Source organism: Alistipes sp. AF14-19 (genome assembly GCF_003461645.1).
Lineage (GTDB): Bacteria > Bacteroidota > Bacteroidia > Bacteroidales > Rikenellaceae > Alistipes > Alistipes shahii.
The window spans coordinates 94,218-109,885 of the sequence record NZ_QTXM01000010.1 but is presented as its reverse complement, the minus strand read 5'-3'; the positions used below and the strand labels follow the sequence as shown (position 1 = coordinate 109,885).

Sequence of the window (15,668 nt, the reverse complement as noted above, 5' to 3'; positions counted from 1 at the left end):
GCAAACTGTTGTCGATGGATCGGTTTATCCGGTTTGCTCCCAAACATATATAAAGGAAGAATACAAAGAATTTGTATGCAACCATGACGACGATATATTAGAACGATATTTGGCGGATAGCGAAATTTCACCGGCTGATTATTGGAATACGATAATCGCTCTTGTGGCAAAAGCCAAAGTCTATCCGGTGCTACATGGATCAGCAATGTTCAATATCGGTATCAATGAGTTGTTGGACGCCATTTCTTCTTTTATACTTCCTCCGGCATCAGTCTCAAACAGACTTTCAGCTTATCTCTATAAGATAGAGCATGACCCCAAAGGGCATAAAAGAAGTTTTCTTAAAATAATTGACGGAAGTCTGAGACTTCGAGACGTTGTAAGAATCAACGATTCGGAAAAATTCATCAAGATTAAAAATCTAAAGACTATTTATCAGGGCAGAGAGATAAATGTTGATGAAGTGGGTGCCAATGATATCGCGATTGTAGAAGATATAGAAGATTTTCGAATCGGAGATTATTTAGGTGCTAAACCTTGTTTGATTCAAGGATTATCTCATCAGCATCCCGCTCTCAAATCCTCCGTCCGGCCAAATAAGCCCGAAGAGAGAAGCAAGGTGATATCCGCTCTGAATACATTGTGGATTGAAGACCCGTCTTTGTCCTTTTCCATAAACTCATATAGTGATGAATTGGAAATCTCGTTATATGGTTTGACCCAAAAGGAAATCATACAGACATTGCTGGAAGAACGATTTTCCGTAAAGGTCCATTTTGATGAGATCAAGACTATCTACAAAGAACGACCTATAAAAAAGGTCAATAAGATTATTCAGATCGAAGTACCACCCAACCCTTACTGGGCCACAATAGGGCTGACTCTTGAACCCTTACCGTTAGGGGCAGGGTTGCAAATCGAAAGTGACATCTCCTATGGTTATCTGAACCATTCTTTTCAAAATGCCGTTTTTGAAGGGATTCGTATGTCTTGCCAATCTGGTTTACATGGATGGGAAGTGACAGATCTGAAAGTAACTTTTACTCAAGCCGAGTATTATAGCCCGGTAAGTACACCTGCTGATTTCAGACAGCTGACCCCTTATGTCTTCAGGCTGGCTTTGCAACAGTCAGGTGTGGACATTCTCGAACCGATGCTCTGTTTTGAGTTGCAGATACCCCAAGTAGCGAGTTCCAAAGCTATTACAGATTTGCAAAAACTGATGTCTGAGATTGAAGACATCAGTTGTAATAATGAGTGGTGTCATATTAAAGGGAAAGTTCCATTAAATACAAGTAAAGACTATGCCTCAGAAGTAAGTTCGTACACTAAGGGCTTAGGCATTTTTATGGTTAAGCCATGTGGGTATCAAATAACAAAAGACGGTTATTCTGATAATATCCGCATGAACGAAAAAGATAAACTTTTATTCATGTTCCAAAAATCAATGTCATTAAAATAATGGAGCGGTCAGGAAATTTCTATAAGGCAATACGGTTGGGATATATACTTATCTCCATTCTTATCGGATGTATGGCATATAATAGCCTCTATGAATGGCAGGAGATAGAAGCATTAGAACTTGGCAATAAAAAAATAGACGAGCTCCGAAAAGAAATAAACAATATCAATATTCAAATGATAAAATTTTCTCTATTGGGTGAAACAATACTGGAATGGAACGATAAAGATATCGAGCATTACCATGCACGGCGTATGGCAATGGACAGTATGCTCTGCCGTTTCAAGGCCACCTATCCAGCAGAGCGCATCGATAGTGTGCGCAGTCTTTTAGAGGATAAGGAACGACAGATGTTCCAGATAGTCCGGTTAATGGATGAACAACAATCTATTAACAAGAAGATAGCCAATCAAATTCCGGTTATTGTACAGAAAAGTGTGCAGGAACAGTCCAAAAAGCCAAAATATAATCGGCATTTCGAAAATTCCACTTTGAAATAATCGGATTTCAACCTCCGATCTTGAAATATCGACAAAAAAAGCAAAATTTAAGGGACGTTTAAAACATGCTTAAACGTCCCTTAAATTTGGATTACCCCCTATCTCTATTTATAATTGTAGTAACTTGGGGTATATTTATCCAAAAATAATAGCAGCCAAGATTGCCAGCCACACCATACCTCCTCCTGCGAGCGTCCATAGAATGTCCTGCATGTCGGCTTTCGGGTCGATCTTGCGCTCCTTGACAACGGCGGCCGTCAGGACGGCGATCATCGACACAATCAAAGGCAGCCACCGCCACCAGGCGCCCAACGGCACGGCCACGATCAACGCCGCGGAGGCGATGACCGCCCCGACTGCGAAGTGCTGGTATTTGTCCTTGGCAATGGCGTTGAGCCATCCGACGAGTTTATTGATAAGTCTTTTCATATATTTGCGGTATTTTGAGAGCTCGACCGACAGGTTACTTATCCGGGAACCGCTCCCTGATCTCGGCCTTCTTGGCAAGATAGAGTGCCTTCTGCTCGTCGGCTTCGAGTATCTTGCCCTCGGCCAGATAGCCCTCGTAGGCCATCAGGTATTGGTCCGCCTCGGCGCGGTAGGCGGCCTCTCGGAGTTGTTCGGGATTCGCCATCAGCTCCGGTTCGGGCGCGTACTCCTCCCAGCCGACCCGAATGCGGTCATCTTCCTCTGTGTAGACCTCCCGGTAATGCTTCGGCGGATCGGATGGTTCAGGTTGCTCGTCGAAGATCACCTCTTTGTATCCAAGCGGGATCAGTTTGTCCGGACGCGGGTTGCAGACCAGCCCGTCGGCGGTCCTGATTGTTGTAGGGGCGTACTTCAGACGCCCGTCGATCAGTTTTGCGTAGTTGTTCATTGTTTTCGGTTTATTTGATGATTATCTGCGGCGTTCCGGACGCAGTCAGGTCATATCCTCCGTCGCTTTGCAAAAGCGGCGGTAAGTACTCGTCGTTCAGCGGGAGTTGCTTGGCGCTGTCGAGCCAGGACAAGGCGACATCGGGAATCAGCTCGACACTATTTATGGTAATCGTCAACCGTCGATCAGATCCCACAGTCCCGCCATAATAATAGATACGGTTGATATTGTCCCGGTTGTTGATGACCTTGAGCGTAAAACTCCCATTTTGCGCAGGGATCATCGCCGGCCTATTCCCTACATATACAAAAGGTTCTCCGCTTTGATAATCGGACACAGAACCTTTAATCATCACGACCGCTCTCGTTTGAATAAATCTTCCCAATAAAAGCTCCCGATAGTAAACAGCATCGGGTTTTCCGGTCCATGTATAGGTAGTTATACCCGTGAGCTCAAACGGTTTCTCATGCCATTGTCCCACAAGGTTCTGCGGCAAATACTCGGCGATGCAGCCGAGCGTTCGTAACGACACAGGTTGAATTTCGACCCATGAATTTGCATCGGCATTTGGTACAGTTACACTAAAACCAGAGATATTAGTTCCTGTTGTGCGATATACAATCGTGGCGTCAGCCGCATCCTCCATATTGATAGGAAGACTACTATTGTCTGCCAGAACGCGTACGGGAGCATTACTACGATACTTGAATTTAGCTTCAACAACACATCCGACCGGATGCCCCATGAATTGATAGCTGTATACCGACAATAAACCTGACGATCCCCAAATTATATGTGCGTATCGACCCGTGAAACCATTAGCATTATCCTCTAAATAAGAGGTAACACCGGACCCTTCATTATTAGGATAGAACCTGATATTTCCAATGTTAGATTCAGAGGCTTCCCAACGATATTTATCGGCTAACGGTACCACATACCCTGCAGGATCGCCGTTGTTGTAGTGTGCGGCTACTTCTTCCGCGGAAAGGGCGTAGTTGTAGTGGCGGCAAAATACGAGCGAGCCTTGGGGGATATATGTATTGCTGCCGGTCCTGAATAAATCCGTGATCTTGTATCCCGTAACCGGGAAACGTGCGGCTTCTGTCCCATTCAGATAGCATATCGCCGTAGTACCGTCGTAGGCAACATCAACAAGATAGCTATCCCCTGGAATAATGTCTACTGTCGCGTTTCCGCCCCCGCAATAGACGCGAAGCTGATTTGTCGTCAGGGCATAAATTTCAATCATGGAAATGCCAAACCCGGCTATCACTTGCATTTTATCGCTGGGGATGTACCTGAAAAGGCACTCAAGAGTTCGCGGGCCTTCGAAAAGCAGTCCGGCGCTCTGTAATTGGAGATACCCTTTCGTGCAATTCACCCCCTCCTGCTGCTCGCGCTCGCTGCGCAGCGCGGCGATCTTCAACAAACTTCGTCTGCGGTCCATGGCTATTCGATGATTGCGCGGAGTTCCTCGATATTGATCTCGTAGGCTCGATTCGGCGCCGGGGTCTTGTAGCCGATGATGTCCACGAGGTCATCCGACCAGGTGAGTTCCGTGGCAACGTTTCCCGATGTGAAGAAGATCGCCGAAGTCCGGGCCGATTTTTCCACGGTCCCGATCTTGAGCGAGGTCAGCTCCCCGCAGATGTATTTGTGGTTGCCTTCGACGTTGATCGTGACATCCGCACCTTCGACGTTGACAACGACGGGGGCGGCCGCTGCGGCGGCTTCGAGAGCTTTGGCGGCAGCGTCGAGGGCGGCGGTTGCGGCTTCCGTCGAAGCGGCCCCGGACGCCAAAACCTGCCACCAAGCCCCGTCCGTCACCGGGTGTCCGAGGTTGTTATCCTGGAGTGAAACATAGGACGAATCGCCCGCTGTAACGAAGTCCAGGCGCTCGTATGTAATGCTCGCCGAATACGCCTTTTTGGGCGTAAGGCCCACTTTCCCTAAATTTGTCTTTGCCATATCTGTCAGTCGTTAATTTCGTAATACAAATGCCCGTCATCCTTGAGTTCGAACTCGGAACCGTGGCCGTAGCCGGGCTGGTAATTCACGCCCAGGAGCATTGTCGCCGGATCAATGTCGAACGTGGCGAAGATCGGACCGCCATCCGAGCGGACGGACGAGGGCATATAGTCGTTCGCCTCTTCATCCCAGAAGGCCCAGTAATTCGTATCGTCGACCGTTACGATCTTCGGAGGGTGGTCGGCCAGAGATTTCGCACGCGCAGCCTGCTGGTCGGCGTTTGAGGCTGATTTTTTTGCACGTTCAGCAGCCTTATCCGCACTATCAGCAGCCTTATTAGCTTTGTCTTTTGCGATGACAGGTCCTTCTGCATATTCCTGTTCGGTTCCCTCATAACCATACTTCTGTGCGATCTCATAGGCCGACTTTCCGTCCAGTCCATAACGCAAAGCATGATCTGTCAGGATAATATGGGTTAGTTTATCATCCATAAAAATCCATTATTTTTGTATCTGTAAGTATAAGTAATCGGTTGGTCAACGTTTTTTTATAACCTGACGCCTTTACAGTATAGGTCGTTTCGAGCGTTGCGATACCCGCATCGAGTTTTCCGGTTTCCGAGGATGGGATATTGAACACAGCCCGATCTGTTCCTTTGACGATCGGCAGCCCGCTGCCTTGCGTCGATCCGTAAATTCTCGGCCCGTTCCCGGTCGTGTAAACCAACATGTCGATCTCCACCTCTTCGAGAGAAACTCCCGTCGGATATACGGCAATCCCAATGCTGTCGCCTTTGGCATATATCGGTAATTTCGGTATCATCTTACAGGTCGTTTAAACAGGTATTTAACCCATGCGAACCATTTGCGGCGTTTCAGATACATCTGATCGGCCTGGTTGTCGTAACACTCCCGCTCGAGGGCTATGTCTCGGTATGCCGTGTCGTATGGCGGCAGCAACCATTCGAGGGCCCAAAGGGTGCAGTACAGGACGACATGGTAACAGATCGGCACAGTACAAAGCCACCGCCAGGATAATCCGCAGGCAGGAATCAGCACCAGGAGCGCCGTCGCGTAGAGGATCAGCCACTCGATCTGCTGCCGGGTGTGTATGGCTTCGTGGTTCTCTGTTTTTGGTGTCAGGTTCTTGTTCTTGGTGAACAGGACCCCGAAAAAGTTGATTGTCCGGGCCTTGCCCAGCGGAATCAGGTTGTTGTGAATGACGATCATGCCGTAATGATCTTATTCCAGCCTCCATTCATTGTGTCGGCACATTTGTAGTTCTCATTATCGGTGGAGCTGAAATAACTGTATTCATACCTACTACCCTGGCACATGAATACATTGTAACTGAAATGTATACCGCCATCGCTGATACATTGAGTAAGGTTTCTGCAATGATAGATTCCAATCGAATCAATCGAATATTCATCTGATCTTACATTGCATTGCAGCATATTTTCGCACTCCATAAACCCCCAAGCCTGATGACTTTTCGAGTGGATAAATATGGAGCAACGGATCAGATTCTTGCAATTGAAGAAACAATAGGGATCATCTGGCGTATAAATATCAGCACCCTCGCACTTGCAGTCCTCCAAGTTAACCATATTTACAAATCCGTGACCTTGTCCCGTCGTTTTTACACATACTCCATGGGCGCTGTAACCACTCTCTAAACTTGGAATTGTGCTGTACTTTAAGCATGAATCACTACCTGCATATTGGACGAGGCTTCCGGGCTGTCCAACAATCCGTTTGGTATTGGGATGCAGCAGAATGCCACTTGATGGAGCCGTCCATGTCCCTTTCTTGATCAGAACACACGTCGCATTGGGGTTGTTGTTCAGTCCAGCCAAAGTAGCGTTGCTATCCACAACGTAATCGAATGGTGTATATTTCGCTACGTCCTGAATGGCCTTGTTCCAGGCAGTGCGCTCGTTATCAGTGATAAGCCGATGTGTAGCATCCTGAATCGCGTCGATGAACCGCACGCCGCCGTCCCGGGTGATCTGCACATAGCTGCCCGCAGGTTTTACGGTTGTTGCCACAGCCTTGTAGATGTGGGCGATGGGCTTGACGTTGCCGTCGTTGTAGACATCCGTTTCGGTCTCGTAGCCCAGTGTGAGGTAGACGGGCAGGGCTGTCGCAGTAATCCCGGCAAATGGCACGACGACCTTGACCGTCGCATTGTCGGCCCCGGGCCCTTCGAGCACGACCAGACCGGGCGCTATGTCGTACTTGCTGCCGTTTGCCTTCACCTCGCATCCGGAAAGGACAAAAGCCCCGTACTGGGAGAAGAAGCCGTCGATCACCTTCAGCGGCTCCTCCTGGAGTGATACGAACGCATCGCCGTACCAGTTACGGACGCCGAGCACTTGTGTTTGTCTTTTCATCTTTGGTCTATTTTATACGTTGTTAAAGCAGCCCTGTATTTCTCGATGTCAGCCCGTATCTGTTCGGTATCGACACCTGCCGGAACATGGACGATGAAGTCCACATTCCCGAACTGCTCGCGGTTCTCTCCCCGGAGCGATACTACCGCCGGAGTACCTTCGCCCCTGTTCAGTCCCACGGGGACTGCCACGCCCACACCTTCGGAGCGTATCCCGACCGCAAACCCCGTTTCACGGTAGGATTCGATCGTGATGTCCGCCGCTCCGTATTTGTTGCGCAGGAACTGTTCGAGCACTCCTTCCTGATTGGTCACGTTGAGCAGTTTACGGGTTTCGTCGCGCCACAGGCTGAAGGCGGCGAACAGGTCCGCCAGCGGCTTTACAAAGGCCCGCAGAATCCGCAGACGGACGGGTTGACGCTTGTGTTCCGGCAGGAGCTGCCGCACCTGGTTCCGGAAGTCTATCTTATAGTTCCTCATAGCGATTTGGTAGATGTCAGGGTCAGCGTGTTCCCCTCGGCTGCGTACTCGAAATACCCTGCGGCCAGTTCGGCCAACACATCGACGGGGGCGAAGTCCGCCCCGGCGCTGGTCTTATGCTCGAGCCTTACGACCTTTACCGTCACGACACCTTCGGCGTGCATGACGGCGTCTACGAGCCGCTGGGCATAGAATACGGCATCGAATGACAGCGAGGTCTTGAACGTCTCGAGAGCCTGTCCGACCTGCTCACGCACGACACTCGAGGGGACCGCCGGATCATAGTACACCTCCAGGTTGTAGCGGATCGTATCGGCAGTCGTGCTTACGATCGTCGTAGGAATACCCGTCGTGTGGATCGTGTCGATGTAGTCGGTCAGGTTGCGGCGTTCGCTGTCGTCCAGAGGGATGATCCGGCCCTCTCCGTCGGTTTTGGCCACGCGGATCGAAATCATCTTATAGACCTCGTTCACGGCCACGACCTTCACGATCCGGCTGTCGGGGTCGTCCTGCTCGTAGTAGAACTGCGCCGTGTTCTTGTCGAATACCAGTGTATGTCCGTTCTGAAAACGGTAGCACATTTCGGCATACCACAATTTGGTGCCCGGAGTGATCTTGGCCGTCAGCTCGTCAACCTCCTGACGGAACAGATCGAGAATTATTTCAAAGGCGTGGATCGCCGCTGCGACCACATAGGTCCACAGCCGCCACTCGGCGACCTTCGAGGTCGAGAGCTTCGGGAAATAGGTCTGCAGGTCGGTGATGATCGACTGCTGTATGTCGTTAATCGTTCTGGCCATATCGGTAGGTTGTTATGTCGTTTCCCAACTCTTTGAGCGTGTTCTTGCGCATCAGGCCGCTTTCGTCGTCGATGCGCAGCTGCGTCCCCGGTGCAACGGCCACGTCCAGGTAAAACCCCGTTTCGCCGATGCTGTCGATCCCCAGCTGCACGAGGGCTTCCGGATCGTTGGCGATCTGCGGATTCAGGGCAAGGATTTCGCCCACGGCCTCGCAGGTTCCATACTGCTCGAGGGCGATGTCGTAGACCGTCTGCCGGGCCTTAACTGTTGCTGTCGTCATATTCTGCGCTTATCGTCAATGTTCCGTCCGTATCGTAGTCTATGGCATCGACCCGCATTCCGTCGCGCTCGCACTGCTTGCGCACGGTTCGGAGGAAGTCCGCCGGATCGGTGTCATGCAGGAACGATACACAGTCGACGCCGACGGTGGGCGCCTCCTTGAAATCGCCCTGGCTTGCCAGCAGCAGGTCCCGCTTGTGCTGCTCCGTCGCCTCGGTCCGGATCAGATCGTCGGACAGCTCCACGTCCCCCGTCGATGTCTGTAAAATGTCGATCATCGTATCAATGCGTTACGTTGGTGTCCTCATAATCCCCGCGCCGGACCTTGTCGTGCTTCGATGCCGGGGCGGGAACCTCTACGGGCTTGGGATTGTTCTGCGCCGATGCGCTTCCGGTCACGGCCACCGCTCCCGAGGGAATGGTGTGCGTATGCGTGTTGAAGGCCTCGATCAGGTCGTTGATCTTGCGGGTGAGCGGCTCGATATTGATCAGTCCGCCCAGCTCGCCGCCGTTCAGGACGATCTTCGGGGCCGAGGCCTCGATCCGTTCCCCATCGCAGGTCATGGTCACCTGATCCCCGAGGGTGAAGACCACCTTGTCGATCTCGGAGAACAACGCCACATACAAGCGGTCGCTCGCGTCGATCCGGGCGACGATCACCGCGCTCTCCCTCTTGGGGATCAGCACCCTCCCGCGCAGGTTCTCCTTCTCGACGGAGTACAGCAGCACCCCTTCGTAAACAATGCCGCCGATCTGCACGTCGCACGTCCTGGCGTTCTCGTCGACACTTTTGACCGTGCCGTACATGGCCGCCTTTGCCGCATTGCGCAACCGCTCTGATAACATCATGCGGACCTCGCGTATCTCTTTCTCGCTGCTCATATTTTTATCCCTATTTCCACGGTCCGGCGTGCTCCGCCCGTCCCGTAGGTTGTTTCTACTCCTTCGATGTAATACCGTCCGTCCCGCTCGTGGTAGACCTCGTCCTCGATCTCGGCCACCATGCACGGGGCGGCATAGGGCTGCAGGAAGGCGGTGATCCTGCCTGCATAACCGTCGTAACTGTATCGCTTCAATTCTGCCGCCGCCAGGGCTGCCAGTTCCTGCTGATCCTTCACGTCATAGAAGTACAGCTTCTTCTCCGTCCCGTCCTTCGGACCGATCTCGGCCTCGACCTTCGTCCCGTCCTTGTAGATGCACACGGCCTTGATCTTCAGCTTCACGTCTTCGGCCCGCTGATATTTCAGATCGTCGTCCTTCACCACGTTGTAGCGCAGGCGGTATTTCACGGCATCGCCGACGACCTTGTAAGGCTCGCAGGCGTAGACACGCCCCTCGAGGTCGAACCATACCGCCAGGCCGTACTTGGTCTGCAACTGTCCCAGGACCCACGCCACGGGCTTATTGTCCGCAGGGAATGCCTCGAGGGTCAGCGTCGCGGCATATCCCACCTGCAGGCCGCAGGCTTTCAAAACAGCAGCGAGCGTGGTCTTCCCCTGCAGCGTGACATTCCGGCGGCGGGTGGTGTAGAACTCGTCCTCGCAAACGATCTCGAGGGGCGTCTGCAAGTTCAGCTGCTTCACATAACCCCGAAATTCGGTGTACAGGCGTCCGTCATACCCGAGCTGGATTTCCACCGGATCGCCCGCCTTGATCACCTGTGCAGTCTCGACGTAGGCCGGAGGGGTCCCAGTCTGCCGGAGCACCGCCGTCACCGGAACCTTCACCGAAGCCGTGGCCCCGATCGTATGGATCGAGCGCTTGATCTTGATGTCATGCACTCCGCCGAAATACTTGCTTCCGATGGTTATTTTACTGCACGGTAGATACATGGCTATTGCAGTATCAGTTCAAAAGGTGAATCCGTTTCGCATTCGATCGTCACCGCCTGGCCATCCTCCACACCGGGCGTCGGCGGGTACTGGATGTCCGTGATCACGACCCGGTCGCCCTCGTCGAGCAGCAGGTCCGTCAGCACGCAGATCAGTTCGACCGATTCGTTGATGTTGTAAAGTTCCTTCATGCGCGCAATCTGCGCCTCGGGATAACTGCCGTCTGCGGACCTGATGAAGGCCGCGACGGAGATTTTGTAGTCTCCGATGCTGATCAGCTCCTTGACCGACCCGCGGCGGCCCACCAGAGGCGTACGCACGATGTTCTTGGTTCCGGTAATGCTGATCACGGCGTTCTCCAGCTCGAGGGTGTGATCCTCGCCCCGTATGTCCTGATGCCTGATGAATACGGGCATGAAGTACCACCTGCCCAGGGCATCCTTCTTGTACAGGCGCGTACCTTTCACGAGCTCTTGCTGCGGAGCTGGAGAGGTCGGGATGTCGAAGTTGTCCCCGGTGTAGCTGCCGGCCGGACGATTCGGGGAAAAGGCTCCCGGATAAGGCAGGCCCTTATAGCCGATGATCGACTGCAGCAGGTGCTCGATGTTATACTTATGCTTCATATTCGTCCAAGACTTTTTTCAGTACGGCAGTGACTTCCTCCTCGATCTGATTGTAGCCCTTCCCGTCGGCGTTGGCGATGTGTATCTCGATCGTGTCGCAGAATTTGCTCATCGTGACACCTCCGCGGCGCTGACTGTTGTATGCCAGTTCCGTCGGTGTCGGCCGGGCCGTTCCCCCGGACTGCGGGAGCGTAGTCGCCGCCACCGTGAGCGGCATGGCCAACGATGCCGCCGCGGTCGCCAGGGACGGAACCCGCACCGCCGAAAGCCGCGAGGCGATGGCCGTGTAGGCCGCCGATCCTTTCATGTCGGGGATGATCTTGTTCAGATCGAGCACCGTCTTGCTCCCGGACCCGGTCCCGGTCCCCGTCTTGGAGAAGTCGATGTTTACCTTTTGTTTCGTGCGGGGCGTCTTCGTGCCGTCCGGGGTTTCAGAAGCCGCAATCAACGGACTGACGGCATTGGCTGCGCCATTCTTGCCGTTTTTCCAGGAGAGCTCCCAGGAGAGGGAACTCCCGGCATCCTGGGCGAGGTTCTTCAGGTTCTTGGCCCCGTCGACGATGGCCTTCTTGCGGCTGTCGATGTCGCCCGAAATCTGCGAGATCATCGCCTCGTTCTCGGCCTTGTCGCCCAGGCCTACGGCCTTCTTGAACTTGTACCACCCGAGTTTTATGTAATCCAGGCCGATCATAATACCGTTGACCATCGTGCTGAACTCGTACTTGATCGTTTCGACGAACAACTTGCCCGTCAGCTTCATAAACTTGACGACGCTGTCCCACTGCTTGCCCCAGCCCTCGACCTTCGTAACGCAAACGGTGATGACGGCGATCAGGGCCGTGATCCCTGCCACGATCCAGGTGACCGGACAGCCCCACAGAGAAGCGTTCAAAAGCCACTGTACGCCTGTCCATGCCACCGTTGCCGCCTTTACGGCTCCGGCCCACACGGTGTGTAGTTTTTCCGCGCTGGTGACAAAACCGATCGCCTTGCCGAACAGCCCGAACAGGGGTAAGAGTTGCGAAACAGTTACAGCCTGCTGCGCGATGATCGTGGCGTAACCGCCAGTTGATCCCGTAAGTTCGAAAAACCCGATCTTCAGGTCGTCGATCCGGGCCTGGCAGCGTGCCATCATCTGCTGCACGGTGTCGGTGCGGATCGCGGCCTGCTCCTGGGCGACATTGGTGGCCGTGACCTGGGCGGTCATTTCGGCCACGGCATCCGAGTTCTTGATCAGAAACTGCGCTGCGGCGATGTTCTCCATGCCGAACACTTTCGACAGATAGGCGGCATCCGTCAGGCGGGGCTTCAGGGCATCGAGGGCATCCGAGAAGCTGTTTTTGCGGAAGTCCACGCCGAGGACGGTCTGCATCTTCAGCATGATGTTGCGCAGGGCCGTACCCGCTTCGGCTCCCTTCAGGTTATTTTTCGATAGAACCTCGATCGCACCTGCCGTGTCCTCGACCGTGAGGCCTGCGGCATTGGCCGCCGCACCGACGACCTTGAACGACTGCGAAAGGTCGACGATCTCCGCGGCTCCGTACTTCGAACCTGCCGCCAGAATGTTGATCACCCGGTTGGCCTCCGTAGCCTGAAGACCGAACTGGTTGATCGTTCCGGCCAGGGCCGTGGCGGCATCGTTCATCGACATCCCTGCAGCATGGGACAGCGTGATGGTGTTCTGCTGCAGGGCCTTCAGCCCCTCCATGCCGATCTTGTCCACCTGAATCTGCGAGGCCAGCAGGGCAAAGGCATTCGCCGCCTGCTGCGCACCCAGCCCGCTCTCCTTACCCGTCTGCCGGGCGACTTTCCCCAGGTCGCGCAGCTCGTCGCCCGCGATACCCGTGATCGACGACAGGTCGGCCATCGACTGCTCGAAGCCGATGCCGGGACCTGTTAAATTCGCAACACCTTCGGCTAATTGTTTGACCTGCTCGATAATGGAGGTCAGACTGATTCGCTCGATCTGTTTTTGCAGACCGCCGAATGCATTGGCCGACTTGTCAACGTGTTCCGTAATCTGCCGGGTCGAGTTCTGCACGGATTCGTCGACTTTCTCGACGACCTGCACGATCTTTGTGAACTCCGCAAACATATTCTGTATCGCGATGAAGACATTCCCGCCGATATCTACTTGGTAATTTGCGCGATTATCCATATATTTGCAGAAACTGTATTGCTATGACTGTTGCAGGTTGGATATTCTTGATCTTTGTGGCTGCCGCTTTGCTTAACCTTTTGGGTGAGGGCTTCAAATGTGCCATGCACATCGACAAGTGGCGCGACCTGTGGCAAATCAGGCGGTAGGCGTATATCTGCGTACCCGCTCATTCTCCACCCATTCGGCCATTCTCACCTGAAAGCCCCACGCCTCGTCCGACAGCGTGTCGGGGTCCATGTGCAGCACCGAGCGGATCAGGGCGTTGCCCGCATGCAGCCACCCGTCACCCTTGACGACCTCGGTGCCGCTCAAAGTTTTTTTATTTCCCCGACCCTGATCTCTACGATTTCCGAAATCAGCTGCGACAGCCCCATGAAATAGCGGTCGTCGTCACGCAGTTCCTCGTCGCCTCCGAGCCAGCAGTTCGACAGGATGACTTCGGCGAACTTGAACGGGTCCTCTTTGCCGACCACCGATGCAGCAGCGATCACGTCACGTCCCGGACGATGCAGGTAGCAGGTTTTGCCGTCAACCTCGTAGGCGAATACATCGCCGTGCTTCTTCTTCCATGCCGCGATCTTTGCGGCCATATCCTTCTTTTCCATAATGATTTTATGCGGGTTTAAAGGGTGTTTAAACAGCCCACGGTTCGATGCCGTGGGCTTGTTTTATTTCGACGCGATGTCGTAGTCGATGTCGAGAGCGACGAACGGCATGGCATGCTCGCTTTTCATGTCGCCCGCCTTCATGCCCGAGGGGAGTTCCGAAAACGAGGCGCAGATGATCTGGTCGACCGTGATGGCCGTGCTGTCCTCGGGGATGTAGGAGATCAGAATATCCACATCCACGTCGAGGATGTCCTTGTAGCCTTTTTCACGGGCGGCGCGGTTCATGGCGATGATCTCGCTCTGCAGCAGCGTCAGAGTTCCCGACGCGGCCCGCTGACCGTGCTGGATGCCTTTGGCGTAACGCCCTGCAGCATACAGAGCCTCCTTTGCCTTGGTGAGCTTGTAGTCGACACTGGTCGCTCCGACCACCGGGCGGCCCCACATGATGATCTTGATGGTGCCCCAGTCGTACTCTTTTCCGTTGATTCGTATTTTCATGCTGCTACTGCTTGATTGCCGGATTCTCAAATCCGAGGTTTACGATGATGTACCGCAGCGTGCCCCGCGGTCTGATCCTGCACGAAACCGCCATGCGCCGGGTCGAGAGGACATTCTGCGCCGGATCGACATACGATTTGAAGTCGCTGATCTCGCCCTGCATCGCCACTGCGACGGCGTTGTCGATCAGGCGTTCGTAGTACGAGCACATCTCCTGCGGGATGTTGCCCTCGTCGTCGGTCTCGATGTCGTCCTGAATCTCCTCGATGTAGGCAGTATAGGCGTAGATCGTGGCCTTGTCCGCCACACGTCCGTAGTTCAGGTTGCTGTAATCGTCCGACAGCGGGGCCCCCATGTGGTCGTCGTTCGGGTAGTAGCCGTTCTTCTTCGAGAAGGAGCGGTAGATGATGTAACCCGCCTCGTCCAGCAGGTCGAGCATCGCGTCGCACTCCTCGGGGGTTCTGCCGTTGGTCAGCCATCCCTCGGCGGTGATCGCTCCCGACTTCACGCGGGCCAAAGACTGGTTTACGGAAATCCGTGCGGCGCGTCCGAGCATCTGCCCGATTGCAGCGGTCTTGTTCGTCCGATCGTCGCAGGCCATAACGAAGCCTACACGGTTGGTGCTGCCCTCGCGGGGCTTGTAGAGCTTGTCGGTCTTGCCGTCCCAGCCAGCGGCGGGAATCAGGCACCGGAAGGGCATCACCTTCCGGGCGAAGCTCTCGCCGACGGACTGCGCCGCGGTGGCCGCCGTCACGGCATCCTTGTCGATGCCCGTATCGGTGGTGTCGGCGCTGTACTCGTCGGGCGGCAGACGGTTGATGCCGACCAGGCGGATGCGGCCTTTGGCGTAGGTGATCAGTTTCTTCAGCGGCGAGCCCTCCTCGATGCTGCACATCTGCGAGAGCAGCGTGGCCTCGGAAACGACGAGCAGGTACAGCTCGGCGCCGTCGCCCGTCTCCGTATAGAAGGCCGTCAGCTCCTTGTGTGCAAGGGGGTTGTTTTCAGCCGTGATGCCCAGCCGGGCGATGTCCCGCGAGGAGTTGATCAGGTAGACCTCGTTCAGCGCGAGCTTGTCGGAGACGGCGGCGCCCGTCAGGATCAGCCCGGCGACACCGTCGTCGCTCTGTGCGATACGGCCCAGGTTCCCGTTCTCGAGGTTGATGGTTACGTTAGGTAATGCCAT

21 protein-coding genes and 1 pseudogene are annotated in these 15,668 nt (G+C 54.0%); 2 read left to right on the top strand and 20 right to left on the bottom strand.

What is annotated here, in order from left to right; translation table 11 throughout:
• Positions 1–1,462 (top strand): TetM/TetW/TetO/TetS family tetracycline resistance ribosomal protection protein (locus DWW03_RS10220; RefSeq protein ID WP_118406727.1); only part of this gene is annotated, 1,462 nt, incomplete at its 5' end.
• Positions 1,462–1,926, top strand: a pseudogene (locus DWW03_RS10215) (hypothetical protein); the annotation flags it as partial. The gene DWW03_RS10220 and the pseudogene DWW03_RS10215, both read left to right, overlap by 1 nt.
• Positions 1,927–2,097: 171 nt before the next feature.
• Here DWW03_RS10215 and DWW03_RS10210 read toward each other — a convergent pair.
• From DWW03_RS10210 to DWW03_RS10120, 20 genes are all read right to left on the bottom strand, one after another.
• Positions 2,098–2,391 carry a hypothetical protein gene (locus DWW03_RS10210; RefSeq protein ID WP_118406723.1) on the bottom strand — a complete coding sequence of 98 codons (294 nt, stop codon included), beginning with the start codon at positions 2,389–2,391 and terminating at the stop codon, positions 2,098–2,100.
• Positions 2,392–2,425: 34 nt separating this feature from the next.
• Entirely contained in the window at positions 2,426–2,839 is a 414-nt protein-coding gene (locus tag DWW03_RS10205) for a hypothetical protein (RefSeq protein WP_118406722.1), read from the bottom strand.
• Positions 2,840–2,849: 10 nt separating this feature from the next.
• On the bottom strand, positions 2,850–4,289 hold the full coding sequence (locus DWW03_RS10200) for a hypothetical protein (RefSeq protein WP_118406721.1): 1,440 nt from the start codon (positions 4,287–4,289) through the stop codon (positions 2,850–2,852).
• A gap of 2 nt (positions 4,290–4,291) precedes the next feature.
• Positions 4,292–4,810: a hypothetical protein gene (locus DWW03_RS10195; RefSeq protein WP_147344304.1), complete on the bottom strand. Its 519-nt coding sequence runs from the start codon at positions 4,808–4,810 to the stop codon at positions 4,292–4,294.
• A gap of 5 nt (positions 4,811–4,815) precedes the next feature.
• Positions 4,816–5,301, bottom strand: a complete 486-nt coding sequence (locus tag DWW03_RS10190; protein ID WP_118406719.1) for a hypothetical protein — start codon at positions 5,299–5,301, stop codon at positions 4,816–4,818.
• Complete coding sequence (locus DWW03_RS10185; protein WP_118406718.1) at positions 5,294–5,632, bottom strand: hypothetical protein; 339 nt, start codon at positions 5,630–5,632, stop codon at positions 5,294–5,296. Before DWW03_RS10185 ends, DWW03_RS10190 begins: the two co-directional genes overlap by 8 nt.
• Entirely contained in the window at positions 5,629–6,039 is a 411-nt protein-coding gene (locus tag DWW03_RS10180; RefSeq protein WP_118406717.1) for a hypothetical protein, read from the bottom strand. The genes DWW03_RS10185 and DWW03_RS10180 overlap by 4 nt, the downstream gene beginning before the upstream one ends.
• On the bottom strand, positions 6,036–7,205 hold the full coding sequence (locus DWW03_RS10175) for a hypothetical protein (protein WP_118406716.1): 1,170 nt from the start codon (positions 7,203–7,205) through the stop codon (positions 6,036–6,038). The genes DWW03_RS10180 and DWW03_RS10175 overlap by 4 nt, the downstream gene beginning before the upstream one ends.
• Positions 7,202–7,684 (bottom strand): hypothetical protein, encoded by a 483-nt coding sequence (locus tag DWW03_RS10170; RefSeq protein WP_118406715.1) that lies wholly within the window; start codon positions 7,682–7,684, stop codon positions 7,202–7,204. Before DWW03_RS10170 ends, DWW03_RS10175 begins: the two co-directional genes overlap by 4 nt.
• Positions 7,681–8,484, bottom strand: coding sequence for a hypothetical protein (locus DWW03_RS10165; protein WP_118406714.1), 804 nt, complete (start codon positions 8,482–8,484; stop codon positions 7,681–7,683). The genes DWW03_RS10170 and DWW03_RS10165 overlap by 4 nt, the downstream gene beginning before the upstream one ends.
• Positions 8,468–8,764: a hypothetical protein gene (locus DWW03_RS10160; RefSeq protein WP_118406713.1), complete on the bottom strand. Its 297-nt coding sequence runs from the start codon at positions 8,762–8,764 to the stop codon at positions 8,468–8,470. Before DWW03_RS10160 ends, DWW03_RS10165 begins: the two co-directional genes overlap by 17 nt.
• A complete protein-coding gene (locus DWW03_RS10155; RefSeq protein ID WP_181989619.1) occupies positions 8,745–9,041 on the bottom strand; it encodes a hypothetical protein in 297 nt (98 codons plus the stop codon). Before DWW03_RS10155 ends, DWW03_RS10160 begins: the two co-directional genes overlap by 20 nt.
• A gap of 4 nt (positions 9,042–9,045) precedes the next feature.
• Positions 9,046–9,645 carry a hypothetical protein gene (locus DWW03_RS10150; RefSeq protein WP_118406712.1) on the bottom strand — a complete coding sequence of 200 codons (600 nt, stop codon included), beginning with the start codon at positions 9,643–9,645 and terminating at the stop codon, positions 9,046–9,048.
• Positions 9,642–10,595 (bottom strand): hypothetical protein, encoded by a 954-nt coding sequence (locus DWW03_RS10145; protein ID WP_118406711.1) that lies wholly within the window; start codon positions 10,593–10,595, stop codon positions 9,642–9,644. The genes DWW03_RS10150 and DWW03_RS10145 overlap by 4 nt, the downstream gene beginning before the upstream one ends.
• Positions 10,596–10,597: 2 nt before the next feature.
• The gene (locus DWW03_RS10140; protein ID WP_118406710.1) at positions 10,598–11,218 is read right to left on the bottom strand and encodes a DUF6046 domain-containing protein; all 621 of its coding nucleotides are present in this window, start codon (positions 11,216–11,218) and stop codon (positions 10,598–10,600) included.
• Positions 11,208–13,376 carry a phage tail tape measure protein gene (locus DWW03_RS10135; protein ID WP_240047997.1) on the bottom strand — a complete coding sequence of 723 codons (2,169 nt, stop codon included), beginning with the start codon at positions 13,374–13,376 and terminating at the stop codon, positions 11,208–11,210. Before DWW03_RS10135 ends, DWW03_RS10140 begins: the two co-directional genes overlap by 11 nt.
• A gap of 138 nt (positions 13,377–13,514) precedes the next feature.
• On the bottom strand, positions 13,515–13,691 hold the full coding sequence (locus DWW03_RS16615) for a hypothetical protein (RefSeq protein WP_181989618.1): 177 nt from the start codon (positions 13,689–13,691) through the stop codon (positions 13,515–13,517).
• Positions 13,688–13,984: a hypothetical protein gene (locus tag DWW03_RS10130; RefSeq protein ID WP_118406709.1), complete on the bottom strand. Its 297-nt coding sequence runs from the start codon at positions 13,982–13,984 to the stop codon at positions 13,688–13,690. The genes DWW03_RS16615 and DWW03_RS10130 overlap by 4 nt, the downstream gene beginning before the upstream one ends.
• A gap of 63 nt (positions 13,985–14,047) precedes the next feature.
• Positions 14,048–14,485, bottom strand: coding sequence for a hypothetical protein (locus DWW03_RS10125; RefSeq protein WP_118406708.1), 438 nt, complete (start codon positions 14,483–14,485; stop codon positions 14,048–14,050).
• 4 nt (positions 14,486–14,489) lie between these two features.
• A complete protein-coding gene (locus DWW03_RS10120; protein WP_118406707.1) occupies positions 14,490–15,668 on the bottom strand; it encodes a DUF2586 family protein in 1,179 nt (392 codons plus the stop codon).

Coding starts and splice junctions, on each gene's coding strand:
- DWW03_RS10125 (WP_118406708.1), bottom strand. CDS start 14,485: ATGAAAATACGAATCAACGGAAAAGAGTACGACTGGGGCACCATCAAG.
- DWW03_RS10155 (WP_181989619.1), bottom strand. CDS start 9,041: ATGATCGACATTTTACAGACATCGACGGGGGACGTGGAGCTGTCCGAC.
- DWW03_RS10175 (WP_118406716.1), bottom strand. CDS start 7,205: ATGAAAAGACAAACACAAGTGCTCGGCGTCCGTAACTGGTACGGCGAT.
- DWW03_RS10160 (WP_118406713.1), bottom strand. CDS start 8,764: ATGACGACAGCAACAGTTAAGGCCCGGCAGACGGTCTACGACATCGCC.
- DWW03_RS10135 (WP_240047997.1), bottom strand. CDS start 13,376: ATGGATAATCGCGCAAATTACCAAGTAGATATCGGCGGGAATGTCTTC.
- DWW03_RS10190 (WP_118406719.1), bottom strand. CDS start 5,301: ATGGATGATAAACTAACCCATATTATCCTGACAGATCATGCTTTGCGT.
- DWW03_RS10165 (WP_118406714.1), bottom strand. CDS start 8,484: ATGGCCAGAACGATTAACGACATACAGCAGTCGATCATCACCGACCTG.
- DWW03_RS10210 (WP_118406723.1), bottom strand. CDS start 2,391: ATGAAAAGACTTATCAATAAACTCGTCGGATGGCTCAACGCCATTGCC.
- DWW03_RS10185 (WP_118406718.1), bottom strand. CDS start 5,632: ATGATACCGAAATTACCGATATATGCCAAAGGCGACAGCATTGGGATT.
- DWW03_RS10140 (WP_118406710.1), bottom strand. CDS start 11,218: ATGAAGCATAAGTATAACATCGAGCACCTGCTGCAGTCGATCATCGGC.
- DWW03_RS10120 (WP_118406707.1), bottom strand. CDS start 15,668: ATGGCATTACCTAACGTAACCATCAACCTCGAGAACGGGAACCTGGGC.
- DWW03_RS10150 (WP_118406712.1), bottom strand. CDS start 9,645: ATGAGCAGCGAGAAAGAGATACGCGAGGTCCGCATGATGTTATCAGAG.
- DWW03_RS10195 (WP_147344304.1), bottom strand. CDS start 4,810: ATGGCAAAGACAAATTTAGGGAAAGTGGGCCTTACGCCCAAAAAGGCG.
- DWW03_RS10180 (WP_118406717.1), bottom strand. CDS start 6,039: ATGATCGTCATTCACAACAACCTGATTCCGCTGGGCAAGGCCCGGACA.
- DWW03_RS10205 (WP_118406722.1), bottom strand. CDS start 2,839: ATGAACAACTACGCAAAACTGATCGACGGGCGTCTGAAGTACGCCCCT.
- DWW03_RS10170 (WP_118406715.1), bottom strand. CDS start 7,684: ATGAGGAACTATAAGATAGACTTCCGGAACCAGGTGCGGCAGCTCCTG.
- DWW03_RS10200 (WP_118406721.1), bottom strand. CDS start 4,289: ATGGACCGCAGACGAAGTTTGTTGAAGATCGCCGCGCTGCGCAGCGAG.
- DWW03_RS10130 (WP_118406709.1), bottom strand. CDS start 13,984: ATGGAAAAGAAGGATATGGCCGCAAAGATCGCGGCATGGAAGAAGAAG.
- DWW03_RS10145 (WP_118406711.1), bottom strand. CDS start 10,595: ATGTATCTACCGTGCAGTAAAATAACCATCGGAAGCAAGTATTTCGGC.